The sequence below is a fragment of the Streptomyces sp. NPDC059454 genome (genome assembly GCF_042749965.1).
Lineage (GTDB): Bacteria > Actinomycetota > Actinomycetes > Streptomycetales > Streptomycetaceae > Streptomyces.
Map to the genome: position 1 here is coordinate 18,341 of NZ_JBHYVC010000017.1, position 18,299 is coordinate 36,639.

Consider the following 18,299-nt stretch of genomic DNA (forward strand, 5'->3'; position numbering starts at 1 on the left):
GCACGCCGTGATCGGTCTCCATCGGTCCTGCCCTGAGGCCGTGGATGCACTTCGAGTACCGCGACACCAACCACGCCGTGCCCGTCCAGTCCACGCGAGAAGGAGAACCCCGCCTGGAACGCGTCGGCCCACACGGCCCGTCACCGACCCACGGGATCACCGTCGGCACCGTCGTTCCGGACGCGCAGTGTCAGGTGGCCGCCGTGATGCAGCGGTGTGCTCAGCCGCGGACGCGCCGCCTCGTGGCCGGTCTCCGCGTCGACGATGTGCACCTCGCTGTGGCCGCCCCGGGTGACGGCGATCCAGTCGGAGCCCGGTGAGGCGGCCACCGCGCGGCGTTGGACGCTCTCCCAGGGGGTGCCGCCGCGACGTGGAGCACCGTCCATACCGGGCAGGGGGAAGCGGCGGGCGGCGCCGTCGGCGCCGAGCAGGATCAGCTCGTCGCCGTCGGGATGGACACGGGTGAAGGCGGTGTGGCGCCGGGCGAGGGCCAGCCGGAAGACGAGCCCGGGACCGAGGTCCGTGAGCAGCGTGCGGCCGGTTCCCAGCTCATGGTGCCATGCCTGGTTGGTCCACTCCGGCCAGCGCAGCGGGTCCGGGTCGCCGCCGCGCAGCGTGGTCCACAGTGCCTGACGCCGGGTGTCGAGCCGGAGGTACCAGCCCCGGGCGGGCGATCCCCACGGAATGACCGCCTCGGCAGCGAGGATGTCGCCCTTTCTGCGGGCCCGGTGCACTCCCTGGCTCGTGGCCGCGAACACCTGCTCCGAGTCGGGTGCCTGTGCGTCCCCGTGTCCGTCGTCCGGCAGCGGCAGGAGCGCGTGAGGGGTGACCAGGGGGCAGCCGGGCGGAGCCGCGAGGAGGTCCGCGAACCGGTGGACGGCCAGCGCACCGGGTTCCCGGTGCCGCAGTACGACCAGAGGGTCGGTCTCGCCCAGCACGGTCACACCCGGTTCGCCGACGCGCGTCCGCACCCGTGCGGCCTCTCCGGTGGCCAGGTCGAGGACCGTCAGCAGGTCCGACCACGGTTCGCTGTTCTTGCCGAGGCCGGTGGTGACGGCCAGTCGGCGGCCGGACGGGTCGCAGGCGAGGTGCTCGGCCGGCACGGCGACCGGAACCGCGCGTTCCACGAGTTCCTCGGCGTAGGGGTTGAGCACCAGCAGTTCCCCGCGGCGGTCGTCGACGCAGGCCACCCGCCCGCCCGGCAGCGCCAGGAACCCGGCGTGCTCCGAAAGGTGACGGCCGGTGAGGCGCCCTGCTACGGCACCGTCGGGCACGGACAGCAGGTGTACGGCTCCGGCCACATGGTCGGAGACGAGCAGGACGGGTGTGGCGGCAGGCATGAGTCCTCCAGAAACCGGTCTGGTGAAAACGATTATCATGTATCTTCAGTGTGTTCCCGGTACCTGAAAAGAAGCGAGGGCATCGATGCTGCGCTCACCGTCGAGATTCGTTCGCAGTTGGCTCACCGCAGCGGCGGTGGGTTCGCTCCTGGTCGGCTGTGGCTCGTCCTCCGAAGAACGCACGAACGACAAGGCCAAGCCCGCGGCGAAGACGGAGGTGACCGTCGAACCCATCAAGGCGTCGACGGAGTTGACCGACACCAACGGCGTCAAGATCTCCTTGAAGAAGGAGCCCGAGCGGATCGTCTGCCTGTTCGCCCTGTGCGACGACATCCTGACGGAACTGGGCATCGTGCCGGCGGCCACCAACAGCGCGTTGCTCGCCCACCCGGACTTCCTGGGAGAGGCGAAGGCCAAGGAGGTGGACATCATCCCCGGCGGATTCATCGCCCCGGAGGTGGAGGCGATCCTCTCCCACAAGCCCGATCTCGTGATCGGCCTCGGGGACACCCACGGCAAGCTCGCCCCGGCGCTCAAGGGAGCGACCACGTTCTGGGCCATGCAGCCCGAGACGTGGCAGGACAGCGTGGGCTACCTGCGCGACACCGCCGCGCTCACCGGCCGCACCGCCCAGGGGGAGAAGGCGGAGAGGACCTTCCGGACGAAGCTCGCCGAGGCCGAGAAGACCCCGAGCGACAAGACCGCGCTCATTATCTACGGCAGTGACGAGAACTTCGGCGTCGCGACGCCCGAAGGTGACGTGGCCGCCAGCCTGTTCCCCAAGATCGCCGACTACCCGTGGAAGTCCCGCGGTGTGGAGGGCAGTTACAGTCTCGAGGAGATCCTCGCCAAGGACGTCGACGTGCTGTTCGTCGAGACGCTGAGCTTCGGCGACGCGGAGGGCGAACTGTCCGAGAAGCTCGCCGGGAACCCGCTCTGGGGCAAGATTCCGGCAGTGAGGAACGGTGACGTCCACGAGGTGAACTCAGAGGTGTGGGCCAAGGGGCGCGGCACCCGTTCGCTGGGCATCGTGCTCGACGAGGCCACGGCCGCGCTGCGGTGAGGACGTCCCTTCCGGTGCCCGCCGTAGCCGATCACGCCGCGGCGGGCGGAGAGCGGCCGTCGCGCGGTGTGCGGAGGTGGCAACCGCTTCTGGTGGTCGTGTTGCTGGCAGTCTCCTCGGTCTGCGCGCTCGGCCTCGGCACCCCCTACGTCCCCCCGCACCGGCTGGTCGCCGCGGTACTGGACGGGGACACCACCCTCGCCGGGATCGTCGTGACCGAACTCCGCGTGCCCCGCCTGCTGCTGGCGCTCGTCGCCGGAGCCTGTCTGGGGGCGGCCGGACTGGTGCTCCAGGAGGCGCTGCGCAACCCCCTGGCGGTGCCGGAGATGCTGGGCGTGTCGTCCGGGGCCGCGCTCGGGGTGGCCGCGCCGCTGGTGCTGACCCTCTCGCTGCCCGCCGCCGTCCAGCCGCTGCTGGCCATCGGCGGCGCCGCCCTCGGCGGCGGACTGACGCTGCTCGTCGCGGGGCTGGGCCGCAGCCCGTCCGCCGTGCTGCTGACCGGCGCCGCGGTGGCGGCCGCGCTGCAGGCCGCGCTGCTCGTCCTGATGGTCATGGCCGACCAGCTCGACCTCCAGCTGATCTACCGCTACCTGCTCGGCTCCCTCTCCGCCCGGACGTGGGAGGACGTGACGGGCCTGTGGCCGTGGCTGCTCGTTGCGGTGCCCGCACTCGTGCTGTGCGCGCCGGTGCTGTCCGTGCTGCGGCTGGGCGACGAGGACGCGGAGGCGCTCGGTGTGCGAGCTCAGCGCGCCCGGCTGGCAGCGCTGGCCATCGCCGTGGTGCTGATCGCTCCGGTGACGGCCGTGTGCGGGCCCGTCGCGTGGGTGGGGTTCCTCGCCCCACACCTGAGCCGCTGGTTCGATCCAGTGGCGGGAGCGGTGCGCTGGCTCCCCTGGTCCGCGGCCTGGGGCGCTGTCGTCGTGGTGGTCGCCGATGTCCCGGCCCGGCTGGCGTTGGCGCCCGTGGAGACGCCTGCCGGCGCGTGGACGGCCCTGCTGGGGGTGCCGGCCGGCGTCGCGCTGATGCGGTCGGGTGGCCGTCGCCGGGCGGTGGTCCGGCGCGGACCGGCCGCCTCGTCCGGGGTGCGCGAGCAGCTGTCCGGGCCGCGGAAGACGGCTTCGGGTGTGGCGGACGAAGTACCTCCCGCCGGGGCATCGCATCACGCTTACCGGGGCGAACCCGGGCCCGGCGGTCCGACCTCGCCGCCTCTCGGGACGATCAGAACGGAGGACGTACGGTGACCCGGCCTTTCACGGCCCTCGCAGCACTGGCCGTCGTGTGCGCCGCAGTGGAGGTGGTGGCCGGGCGCGGCATGTCCCCGGGGGCGGTCTGGGAAGTCCTCAACGGTGGCGGTGACGCGACGGAGCGCCACATCTTGTTCCAACTGCGTCTGCCGAGGCTGCTGGTGGCCCTCGGCGCGGGTGCCTGTCTGGCCGTGGCGGGACTGGTCCTGCAGTCCGCCCTGCGTAATCCCCTGGCCGGGCCGGAGGTGACGGGCGTGACCCCGGGGGCGGTCCTCGGCGCCGTCACCGCGACCGCCCTGGGGCTCGCCGGGTGGGATTCGCCCCTGGCCGTGGTCCTCGCCGCCTGCGCGGGCGGGTGCGCCGGAGCAGCGCTGCTGTGGCTGCTCGCCGGCCGCGGGCGCGGTGATCCCGCGCAGACCGCCGTGCACGGGGTGCTGGTGTCGGCAGTGCTCGGCGGGCTCACCGCCATGGTGCTGCTCGTGGAACCGGGTGAGCTCGGCAGCGTCGTGCAGTGGCTGGTGGGCACCACGGAGGGCCGGGTGTGGGAGCACTGGCACCTGCTGTGGCCGTGGGCGCTCGTCTGGGGGGTTGCTGCCTGGCTGCTGGCGGGGCCGTTGACCCTGTTGCGCTGCGGGGACGACATCGCCCTCGCCGCCGGTCTCTCCGCTCGCCGGGCCCGGACCCTGGCCCTGACGTGCGCGGTGGCCCTGACCGCCGGCGCCGTGGCTGCCGTCGGCGCGCTGGGCTTCATCGGGTTGCTCGTCCCGCATCTGGCCGTGGCCGTCTTCGGTGCGGACCTGCGCCGGAGCCTTCCCGGCGCCGCCCTGACAGGCGCGGTTGTGGTGTGCGGGGCCGACGCGGCGGCGCAGTTGTCCTCGCGGCTGCTGGCGACGGCGCTGGACTCCGGGCGGCTCACGTTGCCGGTCGGGGCGCTCACCGCCTGCCTTGGTGCCGCGCTGCTGCTGCTCGTCGTGCGCCGCACGCCGAGCCGTACGTTCTGACGTCGAATTGAGGACAGAGCATGATCGAGTCCGTGGGGATCCACGTCGAGGGGGTTCACTTCGGCTACCCCGGACGGCCCGTGCTGCGGGGCGTCGACCTGACCGTCCGGCCGGGCGAACTGACCGCCCTGATCGGCCTGAACGGCTGCGGCAAGTCGACCCTGCTGCGGCTGGCCGCCGGGCTGCTGCACCCCGACGAAGGGCGCGTGCTGCTCGGCGAGGACGACGTCACGCGGCTTTCAAGACGCGCCACGGCCCGGAGGGTGGCCCTGTTGCACCAGTCGGCTCCGGCCGTGCCGGGCATGACGGTGCGTCACCTCGTCCGTCAGGGGCGGTATGCGGCACGTGGCCCGCTGGGCATGCTGCGCGAGGGCGACGACCCCGTCGTGCGCCGGGCGCTGCGTGACGTCGGGGTGGAGGACTGGGCCGACCGTGACGTCGACGCGCTGTCCGGCGGCGAGCGGCAACGCGTCCGGCTGGCGATGGCGCTCGCTCAGGACACCCGGGTCCTGCTGCTCGACGAGCCGACCACGTACCTGGATCTGCACCACCAGCTCGACGTACTGCAGACCGTGGTGCGTCTACGCGAGGAACGCGGGCTCACGGTGGTGATGGTGCTGCACGACCTGGCCCACGCGGCCCGGTTCGCCGAGCGGATCGTCGCCCTGCGGGAGGGCCGTGTGGTGGCCGACGGAGCGCCGAAGCAGGTCGTCACGCCGGGGCTGCTGGCGGAGGTGCTGCAGGTGGCAGGCCGGGTCGGTGAGGATCCGGAAGGGGGGTGGCCTGTGTGTTACCCAGATCACCCCATCGCGGCTCTGGAATATGAAAATCAGATTCATTAGATTGGGGTCGCGGCGTTCATCCGAACGCCGTATCTCCCTGCTGATGAAGGAGAGTTCATGGAAAACGAGCAGGTCTTCGCGCCGATCGCCGACCCGGGTCAGCTGGCTCACGACTCGGCCTCTCACTCCAACGCGCTCGTCGAGAACCCCTTCGAGGACACCGAGGAGTAAGCGAGGGCCTAGCCACCCTCGACCGTGGGCCCGCCCGATGCCTTCCGGGCGGGCCCACGCCCGTCCCAGGTCCCGTCGACAGGAGGAACGACATGTCCCGTAGCCGACTCGTCCCCGGTGCCGAGGTCGTCGCCGTGCCCGGGCGAGGGCTTGCCGTCCGCACCCCCGCGGGGGAGTTCTTCAGTGTCAGGGCAGGAGACGTCGACGAGGACGCCTTGCTCTCCCTGCTTGCCGGGGGGACCACAGCCCCGGTGGACGAGGGGCTGGATCGCGTGGTCCGGGCGTTCGAAGAAGCCGGTTATCTGGCGGAAGGACCGTCGGCCCCGGAGTGGCCCGCCGCTCGCCAGGATGTCAGGATCCTCGGCGACCCGGTCCTGACCGAACCGCTCGCCGTACAACTGGCCGCCCTGGGCGCGCGGCCCCGTACGACTCCGGCCGTGACCGCCTCCGGCAGCTCGCCGGTGGGCATCGAGGACCTGCTCGACGGAAACCCCTCCGCGGTCGTGTGGTGTCTGGACGGACCCGTGCCGGACGGCTTGTGGGACGCCGCCGACCGGCTGCCGGAGCACGGTGTCGCGTGGCTGCGCTGCCACCGCGAGGGCTGGCAGGCGTACGTCGAGCCGGTGGCCGCCGCTCCCGGGGACGTCACCTCGGCGCACGTCCGGTCCCGCCGGCTCGCCGCCACACCCGCCCACCGGGAACTGGCCGCGTACTGGAGTGGCCCCCGTACCTCGGGCACGCCCGTCCGGCTCCCCGTGCCCGCCGCCACGCTGCTCGCGGCGCTGCTCGCGGACGATCTCAGCCGGTGGGCCACCGGCGCCCCCGACACGGCCGGCCTCCCGGCACGGCGCCGGCTCCGACACATGGACCTGCGCACGCTGACCGTCACCGAGCACCCCGTCCTCCCGGTGCCCGACGTCGCACCGACGCCGAGGAAGGGCGTATGACGGCGTTCGAGACGGCCGTGGGAGAACTCGCCACCGACGTCCGTCTCCCGGCCGGTGACGGCCCCTTCCCGGCCGTCCTGATCCGCACCCCCTACGACCGGACACGCCACCGGGCCGAGGCGCGCGGCTGGGCCCGCCGCGGGTTCGTCGCCGTCGCCCAGGACGTGCGGGGCCGGTTCGCGTCGCCAGGGGAGTGGCACCCGTACGTGAACGAGACCACCGACGGAACAGCGGCCGTCCGCTGGATCCGGCGGCAGCCGTGGAGCGACGGGCGGCTGGTGGCCGCCGGCGCCTCCTACGCCGCCCACTGCGCCCTCGTCCTCGCCCTCGACGTCCCCGGGGACGCCCGGCCGGATGCGGTCATCGCGGCCGTGCCCGCCCTCGGCCCGGCGGAGACAGCCCGCGAGGCGTCCGGCGTGGAACGGCTGCTGTCCCGCGCCGGATGGTGGGCCGCCCACGGCGACCGGCGCGACTCCGACGAAGATGCGCTGAACAAGGCCCTCGCCGAGGACCCCGGCCTGCTCGCCCACCTGCCGTTGACCGCCCTGCCCGAGCGGCTGGGACGCGCCCTGCCCTCGTGGGCGGGGTTGTGGCACCAGCCCGACCGCGGGCACCTCGTGGCGCGGGTGGCGCACGCCGGGCCGCCCCTGCTCGCGGTGGGCGGCCACCACGACCACTTCACCGAGGAGACCGTCGCTCTGTGGCACGCCTGGGGCGGATCCTCGGCGCGTCTGCTGCTCGGCCCCTGGGGGCACCCTCTGACCGCTGCTCCGGGGCCGGACGCGGGACCCGCCCACCGGATGAACCTCGGCGAGCTGTACGTGCGCTGGGCCCACCGTGCCCTGACCGGCGACCTCGCCCCCGGCCACCACGGCGCACTGGCGCTCGGCGGCGCCGACCTGTGGCTGCCCGCCAACGCCGAGGGAGAACCGCGCGCCCACCACACGCGCCTCCTGCACGGCTCCGCCTTCACCGCCGACCCCGCCCGGCCCGTTCGCTCCGACGACCTGACCGTCCCCGTCGACGGCCCGCCCGACCGCTGCCTGCTGGTCACACCGCCGTCACCGCGTCCACTCGACCTCGTCGGCCCCGCCAGTGTGCGGCTGCGGGCCACCGCCCACACACCGTCCGCCGACTGGGCCGCCAGGCTCGTCGCGCTCCCACCGGACGGGACCGCCGAGCGGCTCGCCGTCGGTATCGTCCGACGTGCCGAACCGGCCGGCCGGGAAGCCGCGTTCACCGTCGGACTCGGCCGACTCGCACGTCGGCTCCGGGCCGGTACCCGGCTGCGCCTGGAGATCGCCGGACACCACTTCCCGGCCCACGCCCGCAACCCCCACACCGGGGATGACCCGATGACGGCCGAACAGCTGCTCGCCTCCCGGCGCGAGGTCGACCCGGACAGCGTGGTGCTGAACCTGCCCGTCCTCCCGTCCCGTCCCGCCCCCACCGACCCCGCCGAGGAGATCCTGCGATGACGGCTCTGCCGCTGGAAGCGCTCGTCGACCCCGTCTGCGGAATCGTCCGCAAGGTCAAGCCCGTCGAGCACCCCGCGGGCGCCCCGCCCCGCTACACCGCGCTCACGGCCGAGATATCCGACGCCCGCAGACACGGCCTGTGGCCCGCCGACCGGGTCTCCCTCGGCACCACCTTCGGCGACCCCGAGCAGGCCCGCGTCGCCGCGATAGCCGAGGGAATGGAGCGCTACTGCGGCAACCGTGTGCCGCCGCCCGGCCACCCGGACGCACCCCTGCGCGCCACCGCCGCCGAACTGGCGGACAAGGGCCTGCGCCTGTACGGCCCGGCCGATCTGCCCGCCTACGCGCCCTGGCAGTACGCCCGCGCGAAGTTCCCCTACCGCTTGCTCACCGCCGACACCCCCGCGCTGTGGACACGGGGAACCGAACGACTGCCCGACGGGACCACCGCCGAGGTCTGGGCACCCGTCTCGCTCACCCACCTCAACTGGCGCCAAGGTGGCCTGTGCGAGCTGCCCCGCACCCACCACCTCAACTACGCCGGGATCGCCACCGGACAGGGCCTCGACGACGCGATCGAGCGCGGCCTGCTGGAGATCGTCGAACGCGACGCCCTGGAACTGTGGTGGCACCTGGACGGTCCGGCCCGGGGCATCGACCCGGCGAGCGTGCCCGGCCTCGCCGACGACCTCGCCGGCTCCGCGCTCGACGTCCACATCGTCGAGATGCACTCGGAGTTCGCCCCCTGCATGGCCGCCCTCGTCCACGACCCGCGCCTCGGCCTGTACGCCGCCGGGTTCGCCTGCAAGTACGATCCGGCCGAAGCCGCCCGCAAGGCCGTCCTGGAAGCCGTCCACACCTGGGTCTTCACCCAGGGCCTGACCGACCCCGACGGCTGGGTGTTCCAGGCCGTCGAGGCCGGGCTGCTCGCCCGCGGGCTGTATCTGGAGCACCGGGCCGACGGCCGCTACCTCGACGTGTGCGGCGAGCAGTTCGAGCACGTGCGGGACCTGGGAGCCCACGTGCAGGTGTGGCTGGACGAACGGATGGCGGCCGACGCCCGGCGGTTCACCGCTCCCGCGCTCGGGACGGTGTCCGTCGACGAGATCGAGCCCGGAAGCCGGAAGCGGCTGGAGAGCACGCTGCGCGGGGGCGGTCACCGTGTCATGACCTTCGACCTCACCACCGAGGACGTGGCGGAGACCGCGCTGCGCGTCGCCCGGGTCCTCGTCTCCGGACTGCTGCCCAACGCGCCCGCCGCCTTCGGCTACTTCGGCTGCCCGCGCCTTGCCGAGGCCGCCGTCGCGCGCGGATGGCGCACGACCGCGCCCAGCGCGCCGGAGGACTTCACGCTGGCGCCTCCGCCGCACATGTGAGGGCCGCCGTGGAACACCTCCGCGAGGACCGCCCGGTGGATCTCGTCGCCGCCCTCGCCCGCGCCCGCTCCGCGGAGCACCCCGGCCCCGACACGCCCGCCGGAGCACCCGTCAGGGCCTGGGCGGGCCCGCCGCGCCCGATCCCGGAGGCCGGCCCGGCGGACCTCGACCTGCTGACCCTGCTGCGTCTGTCCCTGGCGGCCGCGGACGCCTCCGGACGCCTCCGGCCCACCCCCTCCGCCGGTGCGCTGCACCCGGTGGACACCGAACTGGTCGTGGGCACCGGCTGCTCCCTGCCGCCCGGCCGCTATGGCTACGACCCGCTGCGCCACCGCGTCCACCACGTCGGCCCGCCCGTCGACGGCACGCCGCCGGGCGTGACCGCCGCACTCTCCGTCACCGCACAGCGCACGGTGTCCCACTACGGCCACCGGGCCTGGCCCCTCCTGTTGCTGGACACCGGGCACGCCGCCGCGGCGTTGTTCCTGGCGGCCCGCGTCCTGGGCGCGGGCGAACCCGACGTACGGATGGACGGACGCACCGAGAACCCCCTGGCCGTCGTACGCATCCCACCGCCCGACGGGCGGAGCCCGAGGCGCCCTGCAGAGACTGAGGACCCGCCCACCCCGGCCGACCTGCTGGCGCGCCGCAGTACCCCGCCACCGCTGCCGGGCCTTCCACCCCGCGATGCACTGCGGGCAGTCCTGGCCACCGCCGAACGAGCCGGGGGTGGTGACCTGTTGCGCTGGTGCGCCGCGGTCGGCCCGCCTCGGCCCGGCCTCATGGAACTGGCACCCGAGGGCACGACCCTGCGGCGCTATGCGTCCGGCGAGGCCCGTCCGACGCTCGCGGCCTGGGCGGCGAGCCAGGCGTGGCTCGCGGACGCCGGCGCCGTACTGCTTGCCCACGGCTGCCCCACGGACGCCGACACCGCGCGCATCCGCCGCGCCCACCTGCGAGCCGGCTTCGCCGTCCACCTGGCCCATGTCACAGCTCTGCGCCACGGGCTGGCGGCCCGGCCCGTCGGCTCCTGGCAGCAGGCGGATCTCGGCGCCGCCCTCGGCGCCGCGCCGGGCCGTGACTGGGTCGTGCACGCCCTGGCCCTCGGTACCCGCCACGCCGACGAGGAGAACTCCACATGATCGTCCACCCCGAGCTGCGCCGCGCCGCACGGCGCGCACGGCGCCCCCTGCTCGCGGCCACCCTCTTGCAGGGAGCCGTCACCCTCACGCACCTGGCGCAGGCCGCGCTGCTGGCCCTCGCGCTCGCCGGCCTGGCCCGCGGTGACACCGGCCAACTCCCGTGGCTGCTGGCCGCGGTGCTCGCCGTCGTCGCCGCCCGCGCCGGGCTCGCCCTGTGGCAGCGGCGCACCGCCACCCGCGCCGGGGCCCGGGTCAGGGTGGCACTGCGCGACGAACTCCTCGCCCACCTGGGCCGGCTGGGGCCCGCGTACCTGACCACAGCGCGGGCGGGAGCCGTCCGCACCACCCTGGTCGAGGGGGTGGAGGGCGTCGACGCCTACGTCTCCCGCTACCTGCCCCAGCTCCTGGTCACCCTCGCGGTACCACCCCTGGTCCTCGCCGTCCTCGCCGTGGTCGAACCCCGGGCCCTCCTCGGACTCGTCCCCGCCCTGCTCCTGGCCCTGCTGGGCCCGCGCGCCTGGGACCGGCTCCTCGCCACCCGCGGAAAGGAGCACTGGGACACCTACGAAGGACTGGGCGCCGACTACCTGGAGGCACTCCAGGGCATGCCCGCCCTGCGCGCCGCGGGTGCCGTCGGCCGCACCCGCGCACGCCTGGAGGAGCGGTCCGCGGCCCTGCACCGCGCGACCGTCGCCAAACTGCGCGTGTCCCTGGTCGACACCGGCATCACCGACCTCGCCATCCAGGGCGGCACCGCCGCCGCAGCGCTCCTGGCCTGCTGGTCGGCCGTCACCGGATCCACCACCGCGGCCGGCACCTATCTGGTGCTGCTGCTGGCCTCCGAGTGCTTCCGCCCGGTCCGCGACCTCGCCCGGGAATGGCACGCCGGCTACCTGGGGGTGTCGGCCGCCGACGGGCTGGCGGCCCTGCGCACGGCCGAGCCGGCGGTCCCCGACACCGCAACGGCGCCCGCGCACTGGCACACTCCGCCCGAACTCCGTTTTCACAACGTCCGGTTCACCTACGACGGTGCTCCCGCACCCGCCCTGGACGGTGTCTCCTTCACCGCGCGAGCGGGACGGACCACCGCGATCGTCGGGCCGTCCGGCGCGGGCAAGTCGACCCTGCTGGCCCTGCTCCTGCGCCATCATGACCCGCAGGAAGGGCGGATCACCCTCGACGGGCGCCCCACGACCGAGTGCGCGCTCGACTCGCTGCGGCAGGGCGTCGCCGTGGTCTCGCAGGAGACGTACCTGTTCCACGCCACCATCGCCGACAACCTGCGTCTGGCCCGGCCCGGCGCCACGGACGACGAGCTCACCCGGGCGGCGCGCGCCGCCGGGATCCACGACGAGATCGCCGTCCTCCCGGACGGCTACGCCACCGTCCTCGGCGAACGGGGCGCCACGCTCTCCGGCGGCCAGCGACAGCGGCTCGCCCTCGCCCGGGCCCTGCTGTCCGACGCCCCGGTCCTCGTTCTCGACGAGGCCACCAGCGCGGTTGACGAGCGACGCGAGGCGGACATCGTCCGGGAGCTGCCGAAGGCGGTCGGCGGGCGGACCGTCCTGGTGGTCGCCCACCGGCTCGCGGCCGTCCGGCACGCCGACCAGATCGTCGTCCTCGACGCGGGGCGGGTGGACGCCGTCGGCGACCACACCGGCCTGGTCGAGGCCGGCGGCGTCTACACCCGGCTCGTCGAGGCCGGCCGCGCCCACCGAGGGGAACTCGCCGCATGAGCACCGTCACCGGTCCCGCCGCCACCGGGGCGGACGTCCCCGCGCGGGGCGCGCTGCGCGCCCTGCTGCCCGCCCTCGCGGCACACCGCGCCATGACGGCCCGCACCTGTGCCGCCGCGCTCCTCGAACAGGGCTCCCTCGTCGCGCTGGTGACCCTGGCCGCGCATATCGTGGGCACCGCCGTCATCGAAGGACGCGCCCCCACAGCCGGCACCGTCACCGCGCTCGTCGCCCTCGTTGTGACCCGCGCCCTGATGACCTGGCGGGAGATGGACCTCTCCCACGACCTCGCCTACCGGGTGCTGGCCGCACTGCGGGTCCGCGTTTTCGACGGACTGGCCCGCAGCGCGCCCGCCCGGGTCGCCGGCCGCCGCAGCGGCGACCTCGCCGCCACCGCCATGGCCGACGTGGAGACGCTGGAGTTCTTCTACGCCCACACCACCGCCCAACTGTTCGCGTCGGGAACGGTCTTCACCGGCGGCTCGGTACTTCTGGCCCTGGTGGAGCCGTGGCTGCTGGTGGCCGTGCTGCCGGTCGCGGCCCTGCTTGCCGCGGCGCCCTTCGCCGACGCAGGCGCGCGCACGGTACGCGGCGGCCGCACCCGCACGGCCGTGGCCGCGCTGTCGGCCGACACGGTGGAGACCGTCGACGGGCTGCGCGAACTGCTTGCCTTCGGCGCTCTGGCCGGACGCCGCCGCAAGCTGGCGGAGCGGGGGCGGCAGGTGGGCGACGCCCAGCGCGCCGAGGCCACCTGGGAGGCCGTCGCCGCCGCCGTCCGCGACCTCCTCATCGTGGTCGCGGTCCTCGGCGTGGTCGCCGCGGCGGCACAGTCCGTGACCTCCGGACGGCTGCACGGTGCCTGGGCGCCGGCCGCGATGGCGCTGGCCCTGTCCGTCCTCGGCCCGGTCGCGGAGTCGGCCCGCGCCCTGAGCCAGGCCGTGGCCCTGCGCGCCGCCGCCGCCCGCGTCGACGCGGCCGTCAAGGCCCCCGCCCTCGCACCGCCGCCCACCGCACCACGCCCCCTGCCTCCCGGACCACTGGGCGTCCGGCTGCACCGAGTGAGGTTCGACTACGGCGGCGGGCCCGTGCTGGACGGCGTCGACCTCACCGTCCACCCCGGCCGGACCCTCGCCCTCGTCGGCGCCTCCGGCGCCGGCAAGTCCACCTGTGCCCATCTGCTGGCCCGCTTCTGGGACCCGTCCGCCGGTGAGGTCCAGTTGCTGCCCGCCGACGGTGATCCCGTGGACGTGAGGGAGGTGAACGACGCGGAACTGCGGCGGGCGGTGGTGCTGGTGGGACAGGACACCCCCCTCTTCCACGGCACCCTCGCCGAGAACCTGCGGCTCGCCGCGCCCGAGGCCGACGACCGGGCGCTGGCCGAGGCGGCACGACTGTGCGGCGTCGACCGGATCGCCCCCCTGGACACCCTCGTCGGCGAGCGGGGCGCCACGCTCTCCGGCGGTCAGCGGGCCCGCATCGCCCTGGCCCGCGCGCTGCTGGCCGGACCGCGCGTCCTCGTGCTCGACGAGTCCACCGCCCACCTGGACAACACCGGCGACGCCGAACTCGCCACCGCGCTGCAGGAGGAGGGCCGTACGACGGTCTTCATCGCCCACCGCCCGGCCACCATCCGCCGCGCCGACCGCATCGCAGTTCTGGAGGACGGCCTCATCACGGAAGAGGGAACCTGGGAGGAACTCACAAGCATCCCCGGCAGCGCGCTCAACCGCGTCCTCAGCAGCACCACCCCCTCCTGAGCACGGGACTTCACCCCGGGAACCGGACCAGTGACGCTTAGGGGCGGGTGCACCTGGAAACGACTACTCCCGAACGATCGTCGCGTCGGCGGTCGACCGGCACCGGGAGGGGTCTCACGTGGACGCACCCTTGTATCTGAGGCCCAGGGTGGAGCCGCCGCTCGCCGCACTGCTGACGGACCGGCCCTTCCTGCACTCGCTCGCCGACGCGCTGGGGTCGCCGCTCAACGTGCTGCTCCCCGAGGCCGTGGCCGAGAACGCCGCCCGCTTCCGTGCCGTCTACCGCCGCCACCATCTCACCGGGCGGGTGTACTTCGCGCACAAGGCGAACCGGTCCAGCGCCCTGCTGCGGCGACTGGCGGCGGAGGACCCGGTCACCGTCGGCGTCGACGTCGCCTCCACGGAGGAGCTGAGGCACGCACTGGGGTGTGGGTTCACCGGCGACCGCATCATGGCCACCGGACCCAAGGACGCCGCGTTCCTCTGGCTGGCCGCGCGCGTCGGAGCCACGGTCAACCTGGACTCGCCCGGGGAACTGGAACGTCTCTCCGGACTGGTGCGCGCGCACGGGCTCGGCCGCGTCACCGTGCTGGTACGCCTGTCGGGGTTCGAGCACGCCACCGGCCACGGGGGAGCGGGCACCCGGCTGCTCTCCCGGCGCAGCCGCTTCGGCACCCCGGTATGTGACACGGAGGAGCTGCTGTCGGCGCTCGAACGCAACACCGACACCGTGGAGTTCGCCGGCGCCGCCTACCACCTCGACACCACCGGCGTGGAGGAGAAGGCACGGGCGCTGGAGCAGTGCGTGCTGTTCATGGACGAATGCCGGGCGCGGGGACTCGCGCCGCGCGCCCTCGACATCGGGGGCGGATTCGGTGTCGGCTACGTCGCCGAGGCGGAGGAATGGGAGCGGTGGACCACCGCGCTGACCGAGGCGGTGCTCGGTGTCCGCCCGCCGTTGACCTGGCGCGGTCACGGATACGGGCTGCGCAACGAGGGCGGCACGGTGCGTGGTGCCGCCGCGCTGTACCCCGCGTACCGCCCCACCGCCGGCCCCGGTTACCTCGACGAGCTTCTCTCCCTGCCTGCGCCGGTGCTGGGCCGCCCGCCCGCCACCCTCCTGCTGGAGCACCTCCACGACCTGTACATCGAACCCGGCCGCTCCCTGGTCGACCAGTGCGGGCTGTCGCTCGCCCGCGTGCTGGACGTACGGCCCGCGGACATGGACGCCGGGCAGTACCTGGTGCATCTCGCCATGAACGCGGGTGACATGAGCCTGGAGGAGCACGGGGTCCTGGTGGACCCCGTCCTGCTGCCGCGCGGCGAAGCGGCGTCGGGTGACGAGGAACCGGTCGGCGTCTACCTCACCGGCAATCTGTGCCTGGAAGGCGATCTCATCACCCGCCGCCTGGTCTTCCTGCCCCGGCTGCCGCGGGCGGGGGATCTGCTGGCCTTCGCCAACACCACCGGATACGCCATGGACTTCCACGCCCACCACGCGCAGCGCCAGCCCGTCGCGCGGACGGTGGCGGTGGAGCGGCGGGGTGACTCCTGGCACTGGTGCCCGGACGAGGACTACTGGCCGATCACACCCATGGGGGGAACAGCCGGATGAGGTACGACAGCATCACCGAGGCCATAGGCAACACGCCTCTGGTGCGCATCGATCCCGCCGTGCACGGTCTGCGCAACATCGACCTCTATGCCAAGCTGGAGATGCTCAATCCGTTCGGGTCCGTCAAGGACCGGCCCGCCTGGCACATGGTCCGGCCCCACCTGGAGGCTGACACCGACCGTGACGGGACGGTCGTGGAGCTTTCCAGCGGCAACACGGCCAAGGCACTGGCCCTGTTGGCCGGTATGCGCGGAGCGAGGTTCAAGAGCGTCACCAACCGCATGCGCGTACCCGAGATCAAGGAGCTACTGCTGCTCATCGGCGCCGAGATCGAGGAACTTCCCGGGCGTAGCGAGTGCCTTGATCCGACCGACACGGACGACCCGCTGACGCACTTCCACCGGGCGCTCTCCGACCCGGGGAGTACGTACCTGCACACCGACCAGTACTTCAACCCGCGCAATGTCGAGGCCCACGCGGAGGGTACCGGTCCCGAGATAGTGAAGGACCTGGACGGCCGGGTGCCGGACTGGTTCATCGCCTGCGTGGGCACGGCGGGTTCGTCGACCGGTGTCGCCAGGGTCCTGCGCGAGCACGACCCGCGCGTGAGGGTCCTCGGCCTGGTCGCCCACAAGTCGGACTTCATACCGGGCATCCGCACCATCGACGAGGTCCACCAGGTCGGCCTGTTCGACCCGGCGACGTACGACACCATCGAGTCGGTGACCTCGGACGAGGCCATCGACGGGATGATCACCCTGATCCGCCGCTGCGGAATGCTGAGCGGACCGACCGGCGGCGCCGCCTACCAGGGGGCGGTGCGGCAGCTGCGGTACGCCGACGCCGAGCTGGACGGGACGGGGCAGCGCCGGACGGCGGTGTTCATCGTGTGCGACCGGGCCGAGAGCTACCTCAGCTACGTGCGTCAGCGACGCCCCCAGCTCCTGGGCCGGACCGACCGCGGGCACTCCGCGGCGGCCGTCACCGACGCCGAGGCCCGCGCGGAGGCCCGCGCCATCGACGTGGACGACGCCCGGCGCTGGTCTGCCGAGGGTGACCCCCGGCCCCTCGTCGTCGACCTGCGCAGCCCGCACGCCTACGCCGCCCTGCACATCGAGGGCTCGGTGAACATCGTCGACGAGGTGTTCGAGGACCTGCTCCGCGGCGGGCTCCCCTTCAGCAAACGCACACCCGTGCTGCTGGCCTGTCCCGTCGGCGAGAAGTCACTGCGCTACGCTGCCGCGCTGTCCCGGATGGGCCACCCGGACGTCCGCAGTCTGGCCGGCGGGATCGTCGCCTGGCGGGACGCGGGCGCACCGCTGGTACGCGAATGAGCCCGGCGCGCCCGCTTCCCGCCGTGGAGCCCGAAAACCCGCTCTGGCAGCAGGAAGTGAGGGAACAGTTCCCCATCGTCACCGCGCATCCGGAGCTGGCATACCTCGACAGCGCGGCCACGTCACAGAAGCCACGTGCCGTACTGGAGGCCGTCCAGACGTACCTCACGACGTCGAACGCCAACGCCGGCCGCGGCACCTACCCCTGGGCCAACCGGACCACGGAACTCGTGGAATCGACTCGGGAGCGGGTCAAGGAGTTCCTCCACGACCCCGAACCGGGCCGCTCCGGCGTCCACTTCACCAGCGGCACCACCGAGGGTCTGCGTACCGTCGCCTGTGACTGGCTCGTGTCGTACCTCAGGGACGGGGACGAGATCCTCGTGCCGTACGCAGACCACCGGGCCAATCTCGACCCCTGGCTCGAGGCCCGCCGGCTGCTGGCCGAGCGCGGTGTCGAGGTCCGCGTACGGGCGCTGCCGTACCAGGCGGTCTCCGGCGACTACGACCACCGGGCCCTGGCCGAGGCCATCGGCCCGTGGACCCGCTTCGTGGCCGCCACCCACGTCCACCACGTCTACGGCGGCGACATGAACGTGCACCGCATCCGCGAAGCGGTCGGCCCGGACGTGCCGATCTGCCTGGACGCGGCACAGAGCGTCGGTCATCTGCCCGTGCACCTCGACGATCCGTCGCTGGACGTGGACTTCGTGGTCTTCTCCGGGCACAAGGCGATGGCCCTGCCCGGCTCGGGCGCGGTGTGGGCGCGCAACGCGCGGGGGCCCGTGTTCCGGCCGGGCGGCTGGCAGGGCACGCCCAACACGGTGGGCATCGTGTCGCTGCGGGCCGCGCTCGACTGGCTCGACGCGGCCGGAGTCGAGCGGATCGCGCGCTGGACGACCACGCTCACCACCCGGCTGACGGACCGGCTCGGACAACTCGGCCCGTACGAGGTCCTCGGCTGCCCGGCGAGCCTGGCCGCCGACTCCCCACTGCCCGCGGCCCAGCGCCGCCACGGCATCGTCACCTTCCGCCACCGCGACATCCCGTCCGACGACCTCGGGTTCATCCTCTTCAGCCACGGTTTCATGGTGCGTGCCGACAGCCTCTGCCAGGCCGGCACCGACGAGCGGGACGGATCCGTACGGGTGAGCCTGCATGCCTACAACACGACAGAGGAGATCGACCGCCTGCTGACCGTCCTCGCGTCGTTGACGTAAACGGCAACTGATAACCGTTTCCACCTGTAGATT

General features: G+C 73.6%; 15 protein-coding genes. 14 read left to right on the plus strand and 1 reads right to left on the minus strand.

Annotated features, from left to right (window positions below; all coding sequences use genetic code 11):
- Positions 1–140: 140 nt before the first annotated feature.
- Positions 141–1,340, minus strand: coding sequence for a hypothetical protein (locus tag ACFXAE_RS14550; RefSeq protein WP_384713329.1), 1,200 nt, complete (start codon positions 1,338–1,340; stop codon positions 141–143).
- Between the two features lie 85 nt (positions 1,341–1,425).
- Between ACFXAE_RS14550 and ACFXAE_RS14555 the strand changes: the two genes are divergently transcribed.
- The 14 genes from ACFXAE_RS14555 to ACFXAE_RS14620 all read left to right on the plus strand — a co-directional run bounded on the left by ACFXAE_RS14555 (position 1,426) and on the right by ACFXAE_RS14620 (position 18,266).
- Positions 1,426–2,403 carry an ABC transporter substrate-binding protein gene (locus ACFXAE_RS14555; RefSeq protein WP_384713332.1) on the plus strand — a complete coding sequence of 326 codons (978 nt, stop codon included), beginning with the start codon at positions 1,426–1,428 and terminating at the stop codon, positions 2,401–2,403.
- A gap of 104 nt (positions 2,404–2,507) precedes the next feature.
- Entirely contained in the window at positions 2,508–3,644 is a 1,137-nt protein-coding gene (locus ACFXAE_RS14560) for a FecCD family ABC transporter permease (protein WP_384713600.1), read from the plus strand.
- The gene (locus ACFXAE_RS14565; protein ID WP_384713335.1) at positions 3,641–4,648 is read left to right on the plus strand and encodes a FecCD family ABC transporter permease; all 1,008 of its coding nucleotides are present in this window, start codon (positions 3,641–3,643) and stop codon (positions 4,646–4,648) included. The genes ACFXAE_RS14560 and ACFXAE_RS14565 overlap by 4 nt, the downstream gene beginning before the upstream one ends.
- Positions 4,649–4,668: 20 nt before the next feature.
- A complete protein-coding gene (locus ACFXAE_RS14570) occupies positions 4,669–5,490 on the plus strand; it encodes an ABC transporter ATP-binding protein (RefSeq protein ID WP_381220779.1) in 822 nt (273 codons plus the stop codon).
- A gap of 57 nt (positions 5,491–5,547) precedes the next feature.
- Positions 5,548–5,661: a streptamidine family RiPP gene (amiA, locus tag ACFXAE_RS14575; RefSeq protein ID WP_240449383.1), complete on the plus strand. Its 114-nt coding sequence runs from the start codon at positions 5,548–5,550 to the stop codon at positions 5,659–5,661.
- A gap of 92 nt (positions 5,662–5,753) precedes the next feature.
- Positions 5,754–6,608 carry a hypothetical protein gene (locus tag ACFXAE_RS14580; protein ID WP_384713340.1) on the plus strand — a complete coding sequence of 285 codons (855 nt, stop codon included), beginning with the start codon at positions 5,754–5,756 and terminating at the stop codon, positions 6,606–6,608.
- The gene (locus tag ACFXAE_RS14585; protein WP_384713343.1) at positions 6,605–8,086 is read left to right on the plus strand and encodes a CocE/NonD family hydrolase; all 1,482 of its coding nucleotides are present in this window, start codon (positions 6,605–6,607) and stop codon (positions 8,084–8,086) included. Before ACFXAE_RS14580 ends, ACFXAE_RS14585 begins: the two co-directional genes overlap by 4 nt.
- Positions 8,083–9,462, plus strand: a complete 1,380-nt coding sequence (locus tag ACFXAE_RS14590; RefSeq protein ID WP_384713346.1) for a YcaO-like family protein — start codon at positions 8,083–8,085, stop codon at positions 9,460–9,462. Before ACFXAE_RS14585 ends, ACFXAE_RS14590 begins: the two co-directional genes overlap by 4 nt.
- An 8-nt stretch (positions 9,463–9,470) precedes the next feature.
- Positions 9,471–10,604, plus strand: a complete 1,134-nt coding sequence (locus ACFXAE_RS14595; RefSeq protein ID WP_384713348.1) for a SagB/ThcOx family dehydrogenase — start codon at positions 9,471–9,473, stop codon at positions 10,602–10,604.
- Positions 10,601–12,340 (plus strand): ABC transporter ATP-binding protein/permease, encoded by a 1,740-nt coding sequence (locus tag ACFXAE_RS14600; protein ID WP_384713351.1) that lies wholly within the window; start codon positions 10,601–10,603, stop codon positions 12,338–12,340. Before ACFXAE_RS14595 ends, ACFXAE_RS14600 begins: the two co-directional genes overlap by 4 nt.
- Positions 12,337–14,097 (plus strand): ABC transporter ATP-binding protein, encoded by a 1,761-nt coding sequence (locus tag ACFXAE_RS14605; protein WP_384713354.1) that lies wholly within the window; start codon positions 12,337–12,339, stop codon positions 14,095–14,097. Before ACFXAE_RS14600 ends, ACFXAE_RS14605 begins: the two co-directional genes overlap by 4 nt.
- Before the next feature lie 118 nt (positions 14,098–14,215).
- Positions 14,216–15,712 carry a Y4yA family PLP-dependent enzyme gene (locus tag ACFXAE_RS14610; RefSeq protein WP_384713357.1) on the plus strand — a complete coding sequence of 499 codons (1,497 nt, stop codon included), beginning with the start codon at positions 14,216–14,218 and terminating at the stop codon, positions 15,710–15,712.
- Positions 15,709–17,046 (plus strand): pyridoxal-phosphate dependent enzyme, encoded by a 1,338-nt coding sequence (locus ACFXAE_RS14615; protein ID WP_384713360.1) that lies wholly within the window; start codon positions 15,709–15,711, stop codon positions 17,044–17,046. Before ACFXAE_RS14610 ends, ACFXAE_RS14615 begins: the two co-directional genes overlap by 4 nt.
- Entirely contained in the window at positions 17,043–18,266 is a 1,224-nt protein-coding gene (locus ACFXAE_RS14620) for an aminotransferase class V-fold PLP-dependent enzyme (RefSeq protein ID WP_384713363.1), read from the plus strand. Before ACFXAE_RS14615 ends, ACFXAE_RS14620 begins: the two co-directional genes overlap by 4 nt.
- Positions 18,267–18,299: the final 33 nt, after the last annotated feature.

Bases quoted from the DNA above. Each gene is read 5' to 3' on its own strand.
- ACFXAE_RS14550 (WP_384713329.1), bottom strand. From the start codon at position 1,340: ATGCCTGCCGCCACACCCGTCCTGCTCGTCTCCGACCATGTGGCCGGA.
- ACFXAE_RS14555 (WP_384713332.1), top strand. From the start codon at position 1,426: ATGCTGCGCTCACCGTCGAGATTCGTTCGCAGTTGGCTCACCGCAGCG.
- ACFXAE_RS14570 (WP_381220779.1), top strand. From the start codon at position 4,669: ATGATCGAGTCCGTGGGGATCCACGTCGAGGGGGTTCACTTCGGCTAC.
- amiA (WP_240449383.1), top strand. From the start codon at position 5,548: ATGGAAAACGAGCAGGTCTTCGCGCCGATCGCCGACCCGGGTCAGCTG.
- ACFXAE_RS14580 (WP_384713340.1), top strand. From the start codon at position 5,754: ATGTCCCGTAGCCGACTCGTCCCCGGTGCCGAGGTCGTCGCCGTGCCC.
- ACFXAE_RS14585 (WP_384713343.1), top strand. From the start codon at position 6,605: ATGACGGCGTTCGAGACGGCCGTGGGAGAACTCGCCACCGACGTCCGT.
- ACFXAE_RS14590 (WP_384713346.1), top strand. From the start codon at position 8,083: ATGACGGCTCTGCCGCTGGAAGCGCTCGTCGACCCCGTCTGCGGAATC.
- ACFXAE_RS14600 (WP_384713351.1), top strand. From the start codon at position 10,601: ATGATCGTCCACCCCGAGCTGCGCCGCGCCGCACGGCGCGCACGGCGC.
- ACFXAE_RS14605 (WP_384713354.1), top strand. From the start codon at position 12,337: ATGAGCACCGTCACCGGTCCCGCCGCCACCGGGGCGGACGTCCCCGCG.
- ACFXAE_RS14615 (WP_384713360.1), top strand. From the start codon at position 15,709: ATGAGGTACGACAGCATCACCGAGGCCATAGGCAACACGCCTCTGGTG.
- ACFXAE_RS14620 (WP_384713363.1), top strand. From the start codon at position 17,043: ATGAGCCCGGCGCGCCCGCTTCCCGCCGTGGAGCCCGAAAACCCGCTC.